We start from the raw sequence: 18,712 nt of genomic DNA on the forward strand, positions 1-18,712 counted from the left end.
TTGGAACTACAAGCATAATTGGTATATACTATTAATATATACTTGTATTAGTTATAGATCTGATTATTCAGTTGTTGATAAGGAGAAATTATGGATTATATTCAATATATATTAAATTTCTTAGCTATTTTATTTATATATATAGTAATTACAAAAGTTTATATGACAGTGGCAAACTACGTAGGTAAACACTTGGGGTTTGGAAAACTTTTTATGCTTTTATTGGAAAGATTAAAAAAACAAGGTGTGATACACAAGAAACATAAAGGAGGATGAAAATATGAGAGGATATGAAGAAAAACTTAAAAACTATATAATTGAGAACAATATACAAGCAGAGCAGTTATTATTTAATGAATCCTGTCATTCTGTGGAAGAAGCAGCAAAGGCTGCTGGCACTTCCCCAGATCATTTTGTTAAAAACATATGTATGATAGATAACAACAATAACTTAATTGTAGCAATTGTAAAAGGTGAAAATAGGGCAAGTACTTCAAGAGTTGGTAAAGTTTTAAATATAGATACACCAAGAACTGCAAATGAAAATGAGATTCTTGAAAAAACAGGCTTTCCCTGTGGAGGTGTTCCTTCATTTGGATATAAGGCTATCTTTATAATAGATCCTAAAGTAATAGAAAAAGAGTTTATATATACTGGCGGCGGCTCCCCGTATTCATTAGTTAAAATATCAACTAAAGAACTGCAAAATATAAATAACGGTCTTATATTAAGAGTCCGAAAATAAACGTCATCCACTTTGGTTGACGTTTACTACTTTAAAAGTATGCGATAATATTTCTTTATACGTCTTAGTTATATTTCATAGATAAGGAGGTTCTTATATGCTTAAAAAACTTGACCTAACCAATATGAAAATAGCAGAATCTGTATTACAATTACAAATAGCCTCATACAAAATCGAGGCAGAACTTATAGATTTTTATGAAATTCCTCCTTTAAAAGACACCCTTGATAGTTTAACTAAATGTGATGAAATTTTTTATGGTTATTTTATAAATGATATCTTAGCAGGAATAATTTCTTATAAGATTAATGAAAATATTTTAGACATACATAGAGTTGCTGTACATCCATGCTTTTTTAAAAGAGGAATTGGTGAAAAAATGATAAGCTTTATAGAAAAAATTGAAGATATCATAAATAAAGTCGTTGTATGTACTGGTAAAGAAAATCTGCCTGCTGTCAACTTATATTTAAAAAATGGCTATCAGAAAGTAAAAGATATTGAAATTAGTAAAGGGATTTATTTAATAGAGTTTGAGAAAATATTTCAATAAAATTATTTTCATAAAAAGTACATTAAATATTTAGAAGATGATTTCTGCATTAATAGGAATCACCTTCTAAATATTTAAAAAGTTAAGCACTATATCTCACTAGATTATTTTAGCCTCCCATAAGAAAATCTAAAACATTCCATCCAGCAGATGACTGTGATTTGTACAATTCTGTATATCCACATCTTTTACAACTGATAGTAGTAAATTTCTTATTTTGCACATCAAATAATTTTGCTAGATTTCCTCCAGTTGCTTGAAATTGGTCAGCTTCATATTGGTTGTTACCACATTTCGGACAAACATACTGTTTCTTTTGCATTTTATCCCTCCTCATAATTACATTATACTTTAAATATAATTCTTTTAAAACAAACATATACCTCTATTTAATATTCATTATAATTTTATTCCACTTTTCAACATAATCACCAGTAGCCCATTCAGCCATTATAACAGAATCATTTTCATCAATTTTCACTTTTCCTATAGGCTCCTCTGACAATTGTTCATTTACGATAGAATATATATATATATAGTTCTTACTAACTATCAAAGCAATCTCCTTATTAGGCGAAGTAAAAACATCAACAGCTTCAGGGACTTCTGCTTTTACTTCACTCCAAGGCACATATAATTCATCATAATTAATAAGTGTTGATGGCGGAACTCCATATATGATAAAATCTTCAAAATTTTTATTATCACTAGAAGAAATATAATTTAACCTTCCCTTAAGCGTCCAATGTCCATTTCCTCTTGCCAATGTAAAATTATCTTTGCGCATTTGCTTTTCTAATTCATCAGCTTCATTCTTCGAAGCAAGAAAAACATTAACTGAGCGAGTTAGCGTATTATTAATCTCTTCTGACATTAAATCTGAAATATTAACTCCCTTTGCCATGGAAATATTATCAATAGGTAGAACCTGCAGCTGTCCATTTTCCTCAATTTCTGTACATATATAATCGTTGCCTATAAAAGTAATATTTCTTTTTAGATATTCTTGAAGAGTATTTGTATAATTTGGTAAAGAGCCTTCTTTAATAAATTCTATAACTGGATGTGCATATAGCTTTTGCATAAGTTTCCCGTTATTGGTTTCTTTATTTACGCCAACTTCCCAAAAGCCACTTTTTCTAGGAACTAAAATCTGAGAAAGCTCTATTGTATTTTGCAATTTTCTATTACGAGATGAAATCCATAATGTTTTATACTTGGATTTGCTATTATTTAAATTACTAGAACTCAATCCCAAAAGCACTCCAGATCTCAATAATTTATCTTCTTTAGACTGATTCTCCAGCTTCTTGTTAGTATTGTTAAAATTAAGTTTGTCTATATATTTATCAGTATCATCTGATATCTTATTCATTAATAGTAACCTCTGGTCTTTATATAAAGCCAGCTGATTATCACTTATTTTAATAAAATCATAAAAAAGCTGTTTGCTATCTGATGCAGAAATTATATCTATATTTTCTCCTTTTATTCCAATAATTTCATGATCTATATTATGTCTATATTCAAAAAAGTTGTTAGATGACACACTTTTAATCTTATACTGGGGATTTAAACAAATTTCCTTATCAACAGCAGTAATATTTTCATCGATAATTACTATTTTATCTATGTAATTTTTAAATCCTTCTTTATCCATTTCATTATTTAAAGACTTATATTTTTCAATCTTCCAAACACCTTTAACATGTAATTCTGAGTATTTAGGAGGTGTAATTTTATTCTCTACATTAATATCAATTTGGCTACATCCGTGCAGAAATATTGATATTAATACTATAGCAACTTTTGCAAACTTCATTTTTTTCTATCTCCTAATTTTATTATTAATTACAACTGGTATTTTAACTAAAACCGTAGTTCCTGCTCCCAGCTCGCTTTCTATGATTAACTCTCCATTATGCATACTTATTATCTCATCACAAATAGATAATCCTAATCCATTTTGAGCTTTACTATTTTTCCCTTTATAAAACTTATCTTTAACTCTAGGAAGATCTTCCTCGCTAATACCACACCCAGTATCTTTCACTAAGAAAATTATATATTTTTCTTGATGTAGTACTTCTAAAGAAACATTTCCTCCAATACAAGTAAACTTGAATGAATTATCAAGTAGGTTAATTAGCACCTGCTTAATTCTACTTAAATCAACTTCTACTAAAGGCAACCCTTCTTTAAGCTTAACCTGAAAGTTAATATTTTCTCTTTCTGCTCTAGGTTTCATATATTTTTCTATATATTCTATAGTATCTTCAATTCTCACCAATTCTTTATGAAGCGAAATTCTTCCTGAAATAAACTTGGAAAAATCCAAAAGTTCCTCCACCATTGCAGTTAATCTCTCACTTTCGTTTTCAATTATTTTTAAACCATCAGTAAGAATCTCCTTATCTGAACCTCCATCACTATTTAGTGTTATTGCCCATCCCTTAATAGCTGTAAGTGGAGTTCTTAATTCATGAGATACAGAAGATATAAACTCATTTTTTATGATCTCTCGTTTTTGAATCTCATCTGCCATATAATTAAAAGTTTTCCCAAGCCTGCCAAGTTCATCATTTCTCATCTCTTTTACACGTATATTTAAATTGCCATTTGCCATTTCCTCAGCGGCCTTCTTAAGCTCCTTAACTGGATGAATTATACTATAGGATAAAAATATACTTACAATACTGCCAATTATTATTACAGTTAAACCTATAAACAAAAATATAAAGTTAATCATATTTATAGTTTTATCTATTTCCTCTAGCGAAGTTGTAAATCTTAATACACCTACAATATTATTATTAGACATTAAGGGGTATGAAATAGCCATAATCCTTGGCCTATCATAACTGGGTTTCCCTATCCACTTCCCCTTTCCCCCTTTTAATGCTGCTTCAAAGCCAAAACCATCTATGTTTTTATCTGGTATAGCACCAGTTGAATTCATTAAGGTTTTTCCATTTAAATCAATAATTTCAACTTGAGCTGTGGTTTGCTTCCAAAATATATCTACATTATCTATTATGTTATCTTGAAGAGAGGTATTTGAAAAATATCTCTTATAAAAATCAGCTGATAGTTTTATTTGATTAGTTAAAATACCTTCTGCATTATTATAGAAATAGTATCGTGTAAACCCAATTAATAAAGCTTCAAATGCAATTACACTTATAAATATTACAAGCATAAAATTAACAAGCATTCTCCTTTTTATACTCTTAAATTGTTCTTCTTTATTTTCTTTCCCCTCCATGTTCCTTATTCCTTTCTCCAACGATACCCCGTTCCCCATACAGTTTCAATATACATTGGACTAGATGAAGAATCCTCAATTTTTGTCCTCAGCCTTCTAATATTAACATCGACAATTTTTGTATCACCAATAAACTCATATCCCCAAACTAAATCTAAAAGTTCATCTCTGGTAAATGCTTTACCTGGGCTTTTAATAAATATTTTCATAAGTATATATTCTTTAGGTGTTAAGTATAATTCAACGTCATCCTTATATACTATTTGGGAATAGGTATCTATCTTAAAAGGACCATTATTAAGTATTTGCTTATTATCATCCTTTTTTATTTCTTTCATACGTCTTAATATTGCTTTAGTTCTTAATAAAAGTTCAATAGGATTAAAGGGCTTTACTATATAATCATCAGCTCCAAATTCTAATCCCTTTATTTTATCCGTATCCTGTCCTCTTGCTGTAAGTATAATTATGCCTATGTGTGGGAACTCCTTTCTTATTAACTCACAAGCATTGAAACCATTCATACCTGGAAGCATTACATCTAATAAAACTATGTCTGGTTTTTCTAAGTTGATTATTCTCATTCCTTCTTCCGCTGAAGTAGCCTCCAATACCGTAAAGTTATCTCTTTGAAAATTCACTCTTATAAATCCTCTAATATTATCTTCATCCTCAATTATAATTGCTTTATTCTTCATAACTTCACCTCTACCTTAAAATATTAACCTTATCCTCTTCATTGTTCAAGTATTTCATTTAACTTAAAAAGTCAGCCTGAGCTGACTTTTATGAGTTTTCTATAAAAATAATCATTAAGTACTAACTACTTTTTCTGTTTCTTCCTTAACTATATCTTTAGCTGCTATTTTCTTTTTTCGTGATGTTTTGGAAACTTTTTTCGCCTTTTCAGTTTTGTAAGCTTTAGAAGTATCGTATTCTGTAGATTTATCTACTTTTACCTCCTGTAATTCTTGAAGTTTCTTTTTAAGTTCTCGTACTTTTTCCTTTTCTTTTTTTAGTTTTTCTTGTAACTTTTTTCTTTCTTCATCTTCCGGCCAGCTTGCCCAGATGCTTCCTTCAACTTCGCTTATTACAGTTTTATAAAGCTGTTCTGTGATTTTAGCACTATTGCACCATGAATATCTCTTATCTACTTCTTTCTTCCCACTTTTCTTAAACTTTTCTATTAGATTTTCATCATTTAAAAGCTCTACCAAATTGTCTCTTAAACTTTCTCTAACTCCACAAATAAACTTTAATCCGTTTTGTTTATGCTCCACTATTTCACTAAGTCCACCTATGTCAGAAGCTAGAACGGCACAATTAGCTGCCATTGCCTCTAATGCTGTTGTACCAAAATGCTCATATATAGATGGAACTACCGCTATATCTGATACTCTATAAAGTTTAATCTTTTCTTCTTCTTCTAAATATCCAGTAAAAATAACTTTGTGCTCTAAATTCATGCACCTTATTCTATCCTGGAGTTCTTCTGTCATAGGTCCTTTTCCTACTATTAAAAATTTAACTTTAGAATATGAAGAGACCACTTCTGGAATAGCCTCTATTAAAAGATGAATTCCCTTTTGATAAGAATGTTTTCCTAAAAATAATATAATCTTTTCCTCAGATGATGCATATTTGCTTCTAAATAGTTCCTCATCAAATGGCATATTAAACTTTTCCGTACTTATTCCATTTGGTATTATCCATATATTTTCCTCAGGAGTTTTGAACATTTCTACTAATTCGTTTTTCATATTTTCATTACATACTATGGTTTTCCATGACTCATAAGTTAAAAGCCATTCCACATTTGATATATATCGTTGCATTTCTGTTTTTATGCCATTATTTCTTCCTTGTTCTGTAGCATGCATGGTACATACAAGGGGATTGTTAAATGACCATTTCAAAGCTTTTGCAGCATATGTTGAAAGCCAATCATGAGCATGTATTATATCAAATCTCCCAACTTCCCTAATAAGTCTGGTAGCTTCTTCAATTATTGCAAAATTAAAATGCATTACCCACTTTGCAAAATCTGTGGTGTCAATATTATAAGGGGTAACCCTATGAACCCATACACCATTGTCTTTTTCATGTAATGCCGATGTATATTCTTCGCAGGTTATAACATGAACCTCATGTTTTAATTTGCTAAGTTCTTGACTCAAATTATATACATGCTTTGATAATCCCCCTATGTTATTAGGTGGGTACTCCCAGCTTAACATTAATATTCTCATTTTTGCCACTCCCATCCTATACAGTAAATATTTAGAAAATAAACCATAATAAAATTATAGAATTTTACCAGCATTATTTCAACGTTTATATTTAATTTTTCATAATTTTTCTTGAAGCTTTTGTTTATTAATTTAATAAAATCATCCATAAATTTGATTATTTTACCCTATAGTTCTATACTAAAGAAGGGATTATTTAAAGTTTTATAGAATAGGAGGCTAAAATATATGCAAAACTGTACTAAAAATGATACCTACTCAACTTTATCCCATTTTCAAAGCTTTAGACTTAAGCTTATGCTTGAAGGAATCTTTGTCGGTATTTTTTCAGGATTTTTAATTGTACTTTATAGAATTACACTGGAAAAAGCTGAAGAACTTAGACAAAAGCTTATCTTAAATTTCAATGGAAATATTAAACTTATAGCTATATGGTTTATATTTCTAATAATTTCTGCCTACTTTGTTGGAACACTTATAAAAAGCGAACCAATGATAAGTGGAAGCGGTATACCTCAAGTAGAAGGTATATTAATGAGAAAGCTTAGTATGAATTGGTTACCTGTAGTTATTAAAAAATTTATAGGCGGAGTTATATCAATAGGAGCTGGTTTATCCTTAGGACGTGAAGGTCCTTCCATACAACTTGGAGCTGCTATAGGACAAGGAGTTAGCAGGGTTTTTAGGAGAATTAAAATCGAAGAAAAATATTTAATCACTAGTGGTGCTAGTGCTGGACTAGCTGCTGCATTTAATGCTCCCTTAGCTGGAGTAATGTTTTCACTTGAAGAAGTTCATAAACATTTTTCTCCCTTAATATTATTATCTTCAATGTCAGCATCTTTAACTGCAGATTTTATTTCAAAGTACTTTTTTGGATTAAAACCTGTTTTTAACTTTGAAAATATTGTACCAATGCCTCTCAAAAGTTATGGATATATTATACTTCTCGGAGTTATCGTAGGGGTTTTTGGGGTTATATATAATTATACTTTATTAAAATCTCAAAACATTTATACAAAACAAAAATGGCTTTCTGTAAAATTTAGACCTATGATTCCTTTCTTAGTTGCAGGAGTACTTGCTTTAATTCTTCCTGAGGTTCTAGGTGGTGGTCACCCAATTATAGAGTCATTAATTCACGGCAGTTTTTCAATGAAAATGTTATTTATTATTCTACTAGGAAAGTTTGTATTTTCAATGATAAGTTATGGTTCAGGGGCTCCTGGTGGAATATTCTTTCCACTATTAGTCTTAGGGGCTTTAACTGGTGCCATTTATGGAAATATATTAGTAAATTTCTTTGGGTTTAATTCTGAGTTTGTTAGTAATTTCATAATACTTGCTATGGCAGGGTATTTTACTGCTATTGTACGAGCTCCTATTACAGGAAGCATATTGATTACAGAAATGACTGGTTCGTTTTCTCATCTGCTATCTTTAAGTGTTATATCTATAGTTGCCTATTTAGTAGCTGATTTATTAAAATCAGAACCTATATATGAATCACTATTGGATAGATTACTTAAAAATAATGAGAATTATCATGCTGTAGGAGATAGTAAAGATAAGTTAATCTTAGAAGTACCTGTTTGTTTAGACTGTGAGATGGATGGAAAAGAAATCAAAGATTTAGATTTACCATCGGATTGCTTGCTCGTCGGAATCAGACGTGGTGAAAAAGAAATTATCCCAAATGGATCCACTACAATACATTCAGGGGATTATTTACTTGTACTAGTAAATGAAAGTAAAGCAGCATTAACTAACGAAGAATTATTAAAAATAAGTGGACATCCTAGTATATAAGATATAATATAATAAATTATATTTAAAAAGGAGTATGGCTGTCTATAACACATACTCCTTTAAGTTTATCAAGTTTTATTTCTTATCCTTTAGCATTTCAGCAATTGCAGCTATACTTCCAAGTGAAGAAACTGCTTCGTTAGGTAATATAAGCTTGTTAGCTGGATTTTTAGCCATTTCTTGCAGCGCTTCAATTTGTTTTAAAGCAATAACTGTTTCATTTGTACCAGATTCTATTATTGCCTTATTAACCTTTTCTATAGCCTTTGCTTCAGCTTCTGCAATGGCTTCTATTGCCCTTGCTTTACCTTCAGCTTCAAGTAACTGAGATTCTTTAAGACCTTCTGCACGTCTAATATTTGCTTCTTTTTCTGCCTCTGCTTGTAAAATTTTAGCTTGTTTTTCTCCCTCAGCCCTTGCAATTTCAGATTGCTTATCTCCTTCTGCTTGAAGGATAGTTGCTCTTTTATCTCTTTCTGCTCTCATCTGTTTTTCCATCGCATTTTGAATTTCTGCTGGTGGAATTATATTTTTAATTTCAACAGATAATATCTTAATCCCATAAGCATCAGTTATTTCATCTATTACCTTTAAAAGTTCATTATTTATTTTATCTCTTCCTGATAAAACTTCATCTAAACTCATGTTACCAACTATATTTCTCATATTTGTAATAGTTGAGTAAACTATACCAGATTTATAATTTTCTATATTGTACACTGCATCTTTAGAATCCATAACCTTATAAAATATAACATTGTCTATGGATATTTTAACATTGTCACTGGTAATAACACTTTGTGGCTCAATGTCTAATATCTGCTGCTTAGTAGAAACCTTTTTTCTTACAAAGTCTACAAATGGAATTGTAAAATGCCATCCTGGCTCAAGTACCTTGAAAAATTGTCCAAACCTTTCAAGTATATAAACATATCCTGTGTTAACTACCTTTATGGATGAAATAACCATTGATAGTAAAATCACGAGTAAAATAATAAAAAATATTTTTCCAAATAACATAATTGTCCTCCTCTATATTTTCTTTATTATTAGCTTATTGCCCTCTGTTCCAGTTACTCTAATTTTGTCACCCTTAATTATAGGTTCTCCTTCATTTCTGACTGTCCAATAAACCCCGTCAACTTTAATCATAGCTCTTTCCATCACGTCATTATTAACCACAAATTCCCTTCCTATATATCCTGCTTCCATTGTTGGAATTTTATCTACGGACTTCTTCAGAATTTCTTTTGCAAGAGGATATCCTATAGCTAAAAATAACACACTAACAGCTATAAAAGCTATTACTTGTATTGTAAATGAATAACCTAGTATAAGTGCAAGTAATGCAGCTAGGCTTCCTACAGTAAACCATACGAATAGAAGACTACTGGTAGTCAAATCTACAGCTAGTGCTATTCCGCCTATAATTACCCACATTATTGCAGCTGTCGTGGTGAGCATGGCGACGCCCTCCTTTACCAATTATTTGTTTGCAGCAAATCCCTAAACTTTTTTGTTTTTAAAAATTTAGAAGTGAAACCTTATTTATGAAGTTTCACTAATACCATTATACATTAATTGACTAAAAATTGCGACCTTATTTTGACTTCCAGAGTTTAAATATACTATTTCATAAGTTCTTATTAATTTTAACATATGAATACATGCCTTACACTATATAAGAGGGAATAGGTAGCTAAAATGTTTCAAAATTTTATAAAAAAGTTTATATCTAATTGACAGTTTCTTTTTTCACTCTCCAAAGTGCTAATGCAAAGCTGATACTGCAAAGGCATATAAATAAGCCTGTTACAAGTAATAGGCTTTGCCAATCAATATAAGTTACAAAAATCAAGCTACGCAGGCAGTTTATAATATGGGTGAAAGGGTTTATCATCACAGCAATTTTTAACCATCCCGATATACTGTTCATGGGAAATAGTGATGTACTAGTAAAAAATATCGATAGTACAATCAAATTCATGATTGTTTCATAAATTGCTTCATTGGGTAAACAAAGACTAATAGCATATGATAGCCCTGACATAAAAAATGCTGTGAAGAAAATCAGTAGCATCATTAGCAACAATCCAGTAAATCCCGATGCAATACGTACTGATAAAAATATAGACAAAACAAGCATAATAGCTATTTCAGTGAATGAAACTAAAACTGATTCCAGCATTTGCCCTAGAACAACGGAGGTTCGTTTTACAGGTGCTATCAATATCCTGTAGAAGCTGCCTTTGGATTTCATAATAAAATTAATATATCCGCCGCTGCTGCAGCATGCAAGTGTAATAAGCACCATTATACCTGGTAGAATAAAGGTAGTATAGTTGCCGCCTGCTATGTTCTCCATGGACTGGTCTGCGATTGTACTGTACAATACAAGCCAAATGAGAGGCTGTATAATAGTAAGTAGAATTGAAATAGGATTATGAAAGCGCCATTTTATATTACGCAACAAAATATTCATTGTATCCATTTTGTTATCTCCTTTCCATACCAGTTAACTTCAAGAATACATCTTCAATGCTAGGCTGTACAATTTCAATAGCGTCAAAAGAAACATCCTTTCCTAGAAGCCACTTGTTAACATTTTCAAAAGTCTTTCGATCATCTCCAATATCGGCAAAAATTGAGTGTTCTCTAAGGTTTATTGACGTAAGCAAATGTGTTTGCGCAAGTATTTCTGCACAATCTTTGGTTTTTTTCATATCAGAAAAACCAATACGGAGTATATTTTGTCTAGTATATTGCTTCAAGCTTCCGGGAGTCCCCTGGATCAATTCGCGACCTTCTTTCATAATACAAATTGTATCGCTAAGTTCATCGGCTTCCTCAAGATAATGTGTTGTAAGAAAAATCGTTATTTCAAAATCATCCCTAATTTTTCGCATGATTTCCCACATGGCTTTTCGGGAAGCAATATCCATACCAACCGTAGGCTCGTCTAAAAAAAGTATTTTAGGCATGGATACCATATTCATAGCAATATCCAATCGACGCTTTACTCCTCCGGAATAGGAAGCAACCGGATATTTCAAATACTGCGACAACCCAAAATTGTCAATCAGTACATTAATCCTTTTTCTTGCCACAGCACTATCAACCTTGTATAGCCTGCTTTGAAATATCATATTCTCCATAAGTGACAAATGCTCATCAATAGAAACACACTGGGCAACACAGGCAATCTGTGTGCGGACCCAATCAGGTTCCTTGCATAAATCTTTACCTAACATGGTTACATCCCCGGATGTAGGATTGTAAAAGGTTGTAAGAATATTGATGAGTGAAGATTTACCTGCACCATTTGGCCCAAGCAAAGAGAAAATTTCTCCACGGTTTACTTTTAAACTTAAACCATCCAAGGCTCTGATTCCATTCTTATACTGCTTAACCAATTTATTAATTTCAATTTGATAATCCATTTATTTTTCACCTCGTTCTTTCTTAACTGCAATCCAAACTTCTATATAACCACCTTTTGATCCATCATCCTTTACAGGATAAACTTCTATATCCGGTAATTCAGCATATTCATAGCCTGAAAATGGAAGCCATTCTGTAAGAAACCGTTTGAATATGGTCTGAACTGACTCCTTAAAGTGACCATTACATTCAAAGATCACCCATGTAGCAGCAGGTATCTCAAACTCAACCATGCCTTTGGGCACAGGCTTATTAGTTGGAACAGCAATGTAATAATAAATATTCTGGGGATTTGTATATGCTGTAACACCAAAAATACAATTTAAATCTCTGTCTGTAAGTCTGCAAATTTCAGAAAGCAACGTACTTCCAAGCATTTTATTCCAAAACACTGGAACAATCTTCTGGTTTTGTTCCATATCCTCTTGTAATGCAATCCTTGCTCCAACAATTCTTATTGATTCTTTTGTCTCGATTCTATAGCTCACATTCTCATCTCCTGTAACTAAAATTGAAAAACTGATGGGGGGATAAGCTTTTAATAAAGTTCCCTGTACCCGTGCAACAGTTGGAGAGACACCATGAACACTTTGAAATGCACGATTAAAAGATGTGGGGGATTTATAGCCGTATTTTAAGCCTATATCCATCACTTTCATATCACTTCTCTGTAATTCAAAAGCTGCTGCTGTCATGCGCCTACGCCGTATATATTCAGATAATGGTATACCTGCAACGTAAGAAAACATACGTTGAAAATAATATGTTGAGCAGCAAGCAATTTTTGCAGCTTCATCATAGGAAATATCCCTAGTTAAATTACTTTCTATATAAATAATCGCTTGATTTAGTTGCTTCAGCCATTCCATCTTTCCACCTCCCTTTTTATGTAAAGTTTAGCACAATATAAATTATATATCCTCTCTTTTGATGTCCTCTTTTGTAAACTTATTTTATTAATATTGTTCATATAAACGTTAATAATTAGGCCTGTTTAAGGTTATCTGAACGTTAAACAAACAGATAAAAAAACGCAAATAAAAAAGCCCCTAAGGGCTTATCGTCATTAAGAATTATATTTTTCACATGGGGTATACTCAACATTCCTTGCTCTTGAGAGAAGATTATTACAGCAGGTAAAATAGTGAGCCAATGCAAGTTGAAATTATCTGCAAACACATTTCTAATTTCAAGTGAAGCACTTTTACCTGACCATAAAAATCCCAAACTCAGATAAACTGCACATGTAAATATAAATGGTACAATTGACGCTTTAATCATAAGTTGAATGTTTTTATAAATATTTGTTCCTGTTAGTTCGCTTACTAGCAATGCACTTGTTGACATTGGAGAACATCTATCGCCAAAATAGATGCCAGATAATATAGCCACTCCCACCAATATTTCGTTTGCACCTATGGCATTTGCCATCATCATGCAAATTACACCAATGGTAGCAGCTGTCCCAAATGCCGTCCCCGTAAGTACAGATATTTTAATACTTATAATATATCCAATTCCTTAATAAGGCATTTTTTAGATTCATCATTTAGATATCTTGTTGGTATTATTTGAGCGGTAAACCCACTTAGGTAAACAAGTATCATATCATCATAAACTCTTATAGTTTTTATACTTTTCTTTGATATTGTTTCAGATGTAAATTCACTAAAAACTTTCATATTATTCTCATCAATTAACATAGTCTTTTTACCAAATATAGATGAATTATCGCCTTCCTGCAATATTTTTTGAGTTTGTCTCTTTACTAATTTTTTATATTGTTTTGGATAGCTAATAATCCATACTACTACAAATAATATATCGATAACAATCCAATAACCACTTGGCTGTTTAAACAAACTTGTACCTATTGCATATATAGGTATTGAAAACAATACCGGCATTACATATCTTAACAAATTATATGTCCTTTTCTGTGATGGTGAATTTTCAACATGATATAAATTAAACTTAATATAATCATCTTCTGTTATTTCAAACTTAACTTCTATTTTAATCCCCTCCGCGAATTACTTTGACCAAATATTGTATTGCTTTTAAATTCAATTGTTATGACTCTTTTTAAATTTAGTTATAAATAAAGAAACTAATCCCAAAGCAATTCCAATGGATATTGGTATAAATTTACCATTAGTAAGATAAAATTGCTCTTTATTATTTTGAACTTCTTTTGTATTATCTACACTGACATTAGTAGAAGCACTTGATACTTTTTTATTTTCATCTATCCTCTTTTGTGCTTCAAAGTATTTTCCTTCATTGATATATTTTTCATAGCGAAGTACCATATCATACGGTTCGCTTACAAGTTTTAAAGTTCTATAGTCCTCAGATGTGCTTTTAAATACCCAAGTATCATCAATTTTATTCTCATCTAACAAAACTGCTACAATAAAGTCGCCAATCTTAGGTTTATTTCCTGTTCCATAATACTTATCAAACTTTTTGATTTGAAGCTCTGGCTGTTTTATACTTCCCATCATAATTGTAGAAGGGACAATGCTATATGTATCAGTATTAATAGCAGTTATTTTCCCTGTGAAGAGTGCATTTTGTTTACCTAACATAATTGACTCTGGTATATCCCCTGCATAAACATTTGTACTTATGAACAGTAGCAACATAAAAATAATAGCAGAAATCTTTTTTACCACTCAAATCCCTCCTATATAGATTTCACTTAACTTATTTCCCTTACTATTTTTTTCTTGTATCCATTTTCCCTTTTGTATCAATTATAATCTTCTCGCATTTTTCACAATAAAATACTTCTTCAACACTTTCACCCATCCCTGCGAGAATTATACCTCTTGAAAACCATTGTAATAACGATCCCCTGTCTTTGTCCTTTGGCACCCATTTAATTGAGTATCTATCTCCATGAATAACTCCGCTAAACATCTCTTCATTACAATAAGGGCACTGCATTATATCACATCCTCGCATTTTATTAATTTTTAAAATTCCTATTAATTTACAACTATTCATCAGTATATTCTGATATTTTTTTATTTATTGATGAGGTTTTGTTAATAACTGATCAGCAATTCTTATAGCATTTTCTTTTGTATCAGTTGGTGCTGATATTATTAATCCATTTTCATAATGCCAACTTTTAGAATCATTATTAATATCTTCTTCAGCTACTAATATAGTTAATTTATCGATGTTATCACTGATCATTATATATCCATAAGTTGTTAATGTATTACTTTTTTTATCATCATATCTAATTGGTGAGTTGTTAAATTTATCAAATTCTAATTTTACATTTTTCAATATATCATTGTTTATATATAAATCTCCTTCAAATACATCATATGAAAATGGTTTTTTTGTATATTTGCCATCAAGTTTTATTGTTACATTTTCTTTATAGGATTCATTATTAATACTACATCGTATACCTTCATAGGATTTTGAACATATACTAGGTTTTGTATAATAAAAATATATTACTCCCGCAAGTAATATAAGTAAAAATATATATAACTTTTTCATAAAATACCTCTAAAAATCAATTCATCTATATATTAATCAACCATCATTTATATGTTGATAAAAAATATAGCAAGATTTTTTATTCTCATTATTAAATGCCTGTTCAGCTTCCTCACCCGTTAAGCATTCTCTTTTCCTAGTATATCAATTAAATACAAATTATCCCCTCCCTATATACCTTTGATTGTTACACAATATTTTACGCTTGCGTAACATTGTAAGAATTATGCATATTTATCTGTCTCTTTATCCGATATTTTTAAAGAGGAATTTTCCAAAATAGACTTTTCCCAATATTGTCCTGTCCTTGTATCCAATATAACAATATTTTTTTCATCTATCTTAACCATTTGATATATACCAGTTTCATTATTTTCACCTATACCTATAATATATTTTCCAAGTATTATACTTCCAAATAATATAAACACACCTACTATTACTGCTGATATTATTATATACATATCTATATTACCCTCCCCCAATATTTACTCCTAGTTAATTATATAAATTATAGTAAGGTTCATATTTCTTTTAATATAGAATACATCTTATTATTCTGTTTACGAAATGTACGCTTATAGTGTGCTCCACTTTTCCAGTAGATAAAAAGGACAATCAGGAACGATACTGTCTGAGCAATAGAAATACGAATCACTTGTAATTCATGAGCATCTCATTTCCGCAAGCTTGATGAACATAGAAGCACCGAGCAGCAGTCCATATACTATATTTTTTCCCGCTGACTTGCCTATAAATCCTACCTCGGGCCACTTCAATGAGAAATGTCGTATTGCCAACACAAGTACAAGGGTACCGGCCAATTTATGTATAAATGCCTCTCCGAAAATGCTTTGATCAGTACGAATAAACATGTATTCAATTGCTCTAAACACAAAGCATATCAAGTAAATCAATATTATCGCTCTTATTGGATGCCACTGTTTATTTTCTTTCATACTAACACTCCTCACAGGTATTAATTACAATAGTAGATCTATTTACTTTTAACAACTCCATCCTCACCAAGTAGTTCAATCTGCGTACTATTAATACCATTATTCTAGAAATAACCTCAATATCCTTCAAGATATGGAAATTTAAATACTATAAAATTAAACACTCTAATCTCAGTTTAGAGCGTTTATAATTGAATCTGCTATATATTCTTCTGTAATTTTTACTTTCCATCTACTAAATCCATAACGTCTCTTCTCATGCTTTGAGGAAATTCTTGTGTAGGCTTACCCATACGTAAAAACATCTGAATGGTACTATCTTTGGGAGCGTAGTTACTATGAATTTTATTGTATTGCTCTTTCATTTCTGTATATTCTTCTAATACTTGGCTAGGAGGTTGCATAACAAAACCTAATGAATGCGCTGTTAGAATCAACCTGCTATAAAGCATTCCACTTTTAACTTGCTCAATGCGACTATTATCTTTGGTAATAATCATGACATAAGCAGGGGTGTTGTCTACTACCATTTGAGTGGATTTTACATATATATCAGCTGAATTTTTTTCGTTATTAATGGATGGAACCAATGTAATAAGTCCTTGCATAACATATTTCATGATTCCAGTTGTTCCTTGTCCTTCAACAGAAAAACCATATCTATATTTATTTTTTTTATACTCATTAGAGCGAAAAATATTTGACGATTCTTGATTTATACGATGAATACTTGATTCAATTTCTGCTCCTTTCACAGCATAGTTTCCTAACTTTTTAATGTTTTCTTTATCCTGAAAAATCTTTATTGTCATGTCTTTATCCGTATTGATAGCTATTAATTGCTTTATTTGATCTGAAGTTAATTGTGTTTTCTGATACGCTGCCCTATTAGTATCTGGTAAAAACATAAAATCATAAAGGACACTGTTTTTAGGCTCAACTTTTGTTAATGTTATTTTAGCCACTGGTTTATTATTCATGCTCCCAGCAAGATTTTGTTCATCATACTCTCCATCTGGGAAAAGCACTATATTGGTTTCATATCCTAACTTTTCTCCTGCAACTCTCACATATTCAAGAAAAGTGCCTTGAGTAATCATAGTCTGCCTTGCAAAAGGATCTACCTCTTTTGTCAAGTGTTCACTGTCTGCAAATAAATAAAAAACATCTTTATCAGCATCTAATTTAATCTTCCAAGGTTGCATATTATGACCATTTGCTGCTAAAATTCCATGAGCTGCAAGTTGTATTCTTGGATCATCAAATTTTTTTGAATAAGACTTCTTCCATGGCTCTACATATTTTGGATTTGAAAAAATACCACCTGCTATAAATACAATAGCAGAAGCTACTAATAATATAACAACAATACTTAGAAGTATAATTATCATTCTATTTTTCATTTTCCTTACCTCTATTTTCATTTTTTATGGACCTTATTAACATATCAAAACCTTCTAATAACAGTTCTTCAGAATTCCTATTATTATAATGATTAATATAGTTTATTTTTTTAGTTAATGTATTAAATAAACCAATAGTACATGACCATAAAACGATAGCTGTATTTACAATATCTAATTCACTTCGAATTACTCCTTCTTCAATACCATTTTTTAATGCTGAAGTTAAATAGCCAAACATTTTCTCTCCAAGTGCATAACATTCCTCTCTTGATTCATCAGGTATTCCATTGGCAAAATCCCGTTCACTATTTTCATACCCCATAATAGCGTTAAAATAGTCAGGATATTCATTGCTAAATTTATAAAGGGTTCTACCAATTTGTTTTATTTTATCTAATCCATTTCCACCTTCTACCTCTTTAATGGAAGCTTCCATCATCCAAATTAAAATTTTATATCCTCTCACCATTATTTCAAAGTATAGCTGTTCTTTACTATTAAAATAAACGTATACTGTCCTTTTGCTAAATTCCGCCTCCCTTGCAATGTCTTCCATGGTAGCTACATCATATCCTTTTGAAAAAAATACTTTTTCTGAAGCATCAATAATATCATTTCTTCGAATTTCTTTTTCTTTTTCTTTACGTTCATTTATCCCCATACCATTTCACTCTCTTTCACTTATATGAAGTAAAGTAAACTCATAGTTTACTTTAATTTATAATAATACATTTAACAATTTTTGTCAACCGCTTCATGT

Annotated in this window: 23 protein-coding genes and 1 pseudogene; 4 read left to right on the forward strand and 20 right to left on the reverse strand. The window is 30.8% G+C overall.

Annotated features, from left to right (window positions below; genetic code table 11):
* The first annotated feature begins 90 nt into the window (after positions 1 to 90).
* The 3 genes from JOC70_RS11855 to JOC70_RS11865 all read left to right on the forward strand — a co-directional run bounded on the left by JOC70_RS11855 (position 91) and on the right by JOC70_RS11865 (position 1,298).
* Complete coding sequence (locus tag JOC70_RS11855) at positions 91 to 276, forward strand: hypothetical protein (RefSeq protein WP_204599095.1); 186 nt, start codon at positions 91 to 93, stop codon at positions 274 to 276.
* Positions 277 to 280: 4 nt separating this feature from the next.
* A complete protein-coding gene (locus JOC70_RS11860; protein WP_204599096.1) occupies positions 281 to 745 on the forward strand; it encodes a YbaK/EbsC family protein in 465 nt (154 codons plus the stop codon).
* Positions 746 to 842: 97 nt separating this feature from the next.
* Positions 843 to 1,298: a GNAT family N-acetyltransferase gene (locus tag JOC70_RS11865; protein ID WP_204599097.1), complete on the forward strand. Its 456-nt coding sequence runs from the start codon at positions 843 to 845 to the stop codon at positions 1,296 to 1,298.
* Between the two features lie 109 nt (positions 1,299 to 1,407).
* Here the strand turns inward: JOC70_RS11865 and JOC70_RS11870 are convergent, their stop codons facing one another.
* The 5 genes from JOC70_RS11870 to JOC70_RS11890 form a co-directional block, all read right to left on the reverse strand.
* Complete coding sequence (locus JOC70_RS11870; RefSeq protein WP_204599098.1) at positions 1,408 to 1,620, reverse strand: zinc ribbon domain-containing protein; 213 nt, start codon at positions 1,618 to 1,620, stop codon at positions 1,408 to 1,410.
* Between the two features lie 63 nt (positions 1,621 to 1,683).
* Positions 1,684 to 3,120: a hypothetical protein gene (locus JOC70_RS11875; protein ID WP_204599099.1), complete on the reverse strand. Its 1,437-nt coding sequence runs from the start codon at positions 3,118 to 3,120 to the stop codon at positions 1,684 to 1,686.
* A 6-nt stretch (positions 3,121 to 3,126) separates the two neighbouring features.
* Entirely contained in the window at positions 3,127 to 4,563 is a 1,437-nt protein-coding gene (locus JOC70_RS11880) for a sensor histidine kinase (protein ID WP_204599229.1), read from the reverse strand.
* 5 nt (positions 4,564 to 4,568) lie between these two features.
* Positions 4,569 to 5,261, reverse strand: coding sequence for a response regulator transcription factor (locus tag JOC70_RS11885; RefSeq protein WP_204599100.1), 693 nt, complete (start codon positions 5,259 to 5,261; stop codon positions 4,569 to 4,571).
* A 114-nt stretch (positions 5,262 to 5,375) separates the two neighbouring features.
* Entirely contained in the window at positions 5,376 to 6,812 is a 1,437-nt protein-coding gene (locus JOC70_RS11890) for a glycosyltransferase family 4 protein (protein ID WP_204599101.1), read from the reverse strand.
* Between the two features lie 228 nt (positions 6,813 to 7,040).
* On the opposite strand from JOC70_RS11890, the gene JOC70_RS11895 reads away from it, so the two are divergent.
* The gene (locus JOC70_RS11895; RefSeq protein ID WP_204599102.1) at positions 7,041 to 8,621 is read left to right on the forward strand and encodes a ClC family H(+)/Cl(-) exchange transporter; all 1,581 of its coding nucleotides are present in this window, start codon (positions 7,041 to 7,043) and stop codon (positions 8,619 to 8,621) included.
* A 75-nt stretch (positions 8,622 to 8,696) separates the two neighbouring features.
* Here JOC70_RS11895 and JOC70_RS11900 read toward each other — a convergent pair whose 3' ends face one another.
* The 15 genes and pseudogenes from JOC70_RS11900 to JOC70_RS11970 form a co-directional block, all read right to left on the reverse strand.
* Complete coding sequence (locus JOC70_RS11900; protein WP_204599103.1) at positions 8,697 to 9,641, reverse strand: SPFH domain-containing protein; 945 nt, start codon at positions 9,639 to 9,641, stop codon at positions 8,697 to 8,699.
* 12 nt (positions 9,642 to 9,653) lie between these two features.
* A complete protein-coding gene (locus JOC70_RS11905) occupies positions 9,654 to 10,085 on the reverse strand; it encodes an NfeD family protein (RefSeq protein WP_204599104.1) in 432 nt (143 codons plus the stop codon).
* A 271-nt stretch (positions 10,086 to 10,356) separates the two neighbouring features.
* Positions 10,357 to 11,112, reverse strand: a complete 756-nt coding sequence (locus JOC70_RS11910; RefSeq protein WP_204599105.1) for an ABC transporter permease — start codon at positions 11,110 to 11,112, stop codon at positions 10,357 to 10,359.
* Between the two features lie 4 nt (positions 11,113 to 11,116).
* Positions 11,117 to 12,061 (reverse strand): ABC transporter ATP-binding protein, encoded by a 945-nt coding sequence (locus JOC70_RS11915; protein ID WP_204599106.1) that lies wholly within the window; start codon positions 12,059 to 12,061, stop codon positions 11,117 to 11,119.
* The gene (locus tag JOC70_RS11920) at positions 12,062 to 12,931 is read right to left on the reverse strand and encodes an AraC family transcriptional regulator (protein ID WP_204599107.1); all 870 of its coding nucleotides are present in this window, start codon (positions 12,929 to 12,931) and stop codon (positions 12,062 to 12,064) included.
* 142 nt (positions 12,932 to 13,073) lie between these two features.
* Complete coding sequence (locus tag JOC70_RS11925) at positions 13,074 to 13,499, reverse strand: Na+/H+ antiporter NhaC family protein (protein WP_204599108.1); 426 nt, start codon at positions 13,497 to 13,499, stop codon at positions 13,074 to 13,076.
* A 65-nt stretch (positions 13,500 to 13,564) separates the two neighbouring features.
* Positions 13,565 to 13,984: a YcxB family protein gene (locus JOC70_RS11930; protein ID WP_243429117.1), complete on the reverse strand. Its 420-nt coding sequence runs from the start codon at positions 13,982 to 13,984 to the stop codon at positions 13,565 to 13,567.
* Positions 13,985 to 14,128: 144 nt separating this feature from the next.
* Positions 14,129 to 14,740: a hypothetical protein gene (locus JOC70_RS11935; RefSeq protein ID WP_204599109.1), complete on the reverse strand. Its 612-nt coding sequence runs from the start codon at positions 14,738 to 14,740 to the stop codon at positions 14,129 to 14,131.
* Between the two features lie 43 nt (positions 14,741 to 14,783).
* Positions 14,784 to 15,014: a PF20097 family protein gene (locus JOC70_RS11940; protein WP_204599110.1), complete on the reverse strand. Its 231-nt coding sequence runs from the start codon at positions 15,012 to 15,014 to the stop codon at positions 14,784 to 14,786.
* An 84-nt stretch (positions 15,015 to 15,098) separates the two neighbouring features.
* Positions 15,099 to 15,587, reverse strand: coding sequence for a hypothetical protein (locus tag JOC70_RS11945; RefSeq protein WP_204599111.1), 489 nt, complete (start codon positions 15,585 to 15,587; stop codon positions 15,099 to 15,101).
* A gap of 36 nt (positions 15,588 to 15,623) precedes the next feature.
* A pseudogene (locus JOC70_RS19405) lies at positions 15,624 to 15,713 on the reverse strand (DUF4275 family protein); the annotation flags it as partial.
* A 98-nt stretch (positions 15,714 to 15,811) separates the two neighbouring features.
* A complete protein-coding gene (locus tag JOC70_RS11955) occupies positions 15,812 to 16,051 on the reverse strand; it encodes a hypothetical protein (RefSeq protein WP_204599112.1) in 240 nt (79 codons plus the stop codon).
* Between the two features lie 201 nt (positions 16,052 to 16,252).
* Complete coding sequence (locus JOC70_RS11960) at positions 16,253 to 16,546, reverse strand: hypothetical protein (protein ID WP_204599113.1); 294 nt, start codon at positions 16,544 to 16,546, stop codon at positions 16,253 to 16,255.
* A 221-nt stretch (positions 16,547 to 16,767) separates the two neighbouring features.
* Positions 16,768 to 17,949, reverse strand: a complete 1,182-nt coding sequence (locus JOC70_RS11965) for an Acg family FMN-binding oxidoreductase (protein ID WP_243429118.1) — start codon at positions 17,947 to 17,949, stop codon at positions 16,768 to 16,770.
* A complete protein-coding gene (locus JOC70_RS11970) occupies positions 17,939 to 18,613 on the reverse strand; it encodes a TetR/AcrR family transcriptional regulator (RefSeq protein ID WP_204599114.1) in 675 nt (224 codons plus the stop codon). The genes JOC70_RS11965 and JOC70_RS11970 overlap by 11 nt, the downstream gene beginning before the upstream one ends.
* Positions 18,614 to 18,712 lie beyond the last annotated feature (99 nt).

Origin of the sequence: Clostridium pascui, from assembly GCF_016908015.1 — a bacterium.
Classification (GTDB): Bacteria; Bacillota; Clostridia; order Clostridiales; family Clostridiaceae; genus Clostridium_AK; species Clostridium_AK pascui.

Excerpts from the sequence above, each read along its gene's own strand:
- JOC70_RS11855 (WP_204599095.1), top strand. The coding sequence starts at position 91 with ATGGATTATATTCAATATATATTAAATTTCTTAGCTATTTTATTTATA.
- JOC70_RS11860 (WP_204599096.1), top strand. The coding sequence starts at position 281 with ATGAGAGGATATGAAGAAAAACTTAAAAACTATATAATTGAGAACAAT.
- JOC70_RS11865 (WP_204599097.1), top strand. The coding sequence starts at position 843 with ATGCTTAAAAAACTTGACCTAACCAATATGAAAATAGCAGAATCTGTA.
- JOC70_RS11870 (WP_204599098.1), bottom strand. The coding sequence starts at position 1,620 with ATGCAAAAGAAACAGTATGTTTGTCCGAAATGTGGTAACAACCAATAT.
- JOC70_RS11875 (WP_204599099.1), bottom strand. The coding sequence starts at position 3,120 with ATGAAGTTTGCAAAAGTTGCTATAGTATTAATATCAATATTTCTGCAC.
- JOC70_RS11880 (WP_204599229.1), bottom strand. The coding sequence starts at position 4,563 with ATGGAGGGGAAAGAAAATAAAGAAGAACAATTTAAGAGTATAAAAAGG.
- JOC70_RS11885 (WP_204599100.1), bottom strand. The coding sequence starts at position 5,261 with ATGAAGAATAAAGCAATTATAATTGAGGATGAAGATAATATTAGAGGA.
- JOC70_RS11890 (WP_204599101.1), bottom strand. The coding sequence starts at position 6,812 with ATGAGAATATTAATGTTAAGCTGGGAGTACCCACCTAATAACATAGGG.
- JOC70_RS11895 (WP_204599102.1), top strand. The coding sequence starts at position 7,041 with ATGCAAAACTGTACTAAAAATGATACCTACTCAACTTTATCCCATTTT.
- JOC70_RS11900 (WP_204599103.1), bottom strand. The coding sequence starts at position 9,641 with ATGTTATTTGGAAAAATATTTTTTATTATTTTACTCGTGATTTTACTA.
- JOC70_RS11905 (WP_204599104.1), bottom strand. The coding sequence starts at position 10,085 with ATGCTCACCACGACAGCTGCAATAATGTGGGTAATTATAGGCGGAATA.
- JOC70_RS11910 (WP_204599105.1), bottom strand. The coding sequence starts at position 11,112 with ATGGATACAATGAATATTTTGTTGCGTAATATAAAATGGCGCTTTCAT.
- JOC70_RS11915 (WP_204599106.1), bottom strand. The coding sequence starts at position 12,061 with ATGGATTATCAAATTGAAATTAATAAATTGGTTAAGCAGTATAAGAAT.
- JOC70_RS11920 (WP_204599107.1), bottom strand. The coding sequence starts at position 12,931 with ATGGAATGGCTGAAGCAACTAAATCAAGCGATTATTTATATAGAAAGT.
- JOC70_RS11925 (WP_204599108.1), bottom strand. The coding sequence starts at position 13,499 with ATGATGATGGCAAATGCCATAGGTGCAAACGAAATATTGGTGGGAGTG.
- JOC70_RS11940 (WP_204599110.1), bottom strand. The coding sequence starts at position 15,014 with ATGCAGTGCCCTTATTGTAATGAAGAGATGTTTAGCGGAGTTATTCAT.
- JOC70_RS11945 (WP_204599111.1), bottom strand. The coding sequence starts at position 15,587 with ATGAAAAAGTTATATATATTTTTACTTATATTACTTGCGGGAGTAATA.
- JOC70_RS11955 (WP_204599112.1), bottom strand. The coding sequence starts at position 16,051 with ATGTATATAATAATATCAGCAGTAATAGTAGGTGTGTTTATATTATTT.
- JOC70_RS11960 (WP_204599113.1), bottom strand. The coding sequence starts at position 16,546 with ATGAAAGAAAATAAACAGTGGCATCCAATAAGAGCGATAATATTGATT.
- JOC70_RS11965 (WP_243429118.1), bottom strand. The coding sequence starts at position 17,949 with ATGAAAAATAGAATGATAATTATACTTCTAAGTATTGTTGTTATATTA.
- JOC70_RS11970 (WP_204599114.1), bottom strand. The coding sequence starts at position 18,613 with ATGGGGATAAATGAACGTAAAGAAAAAGAAAAAGAAATTCGAAGAAAT.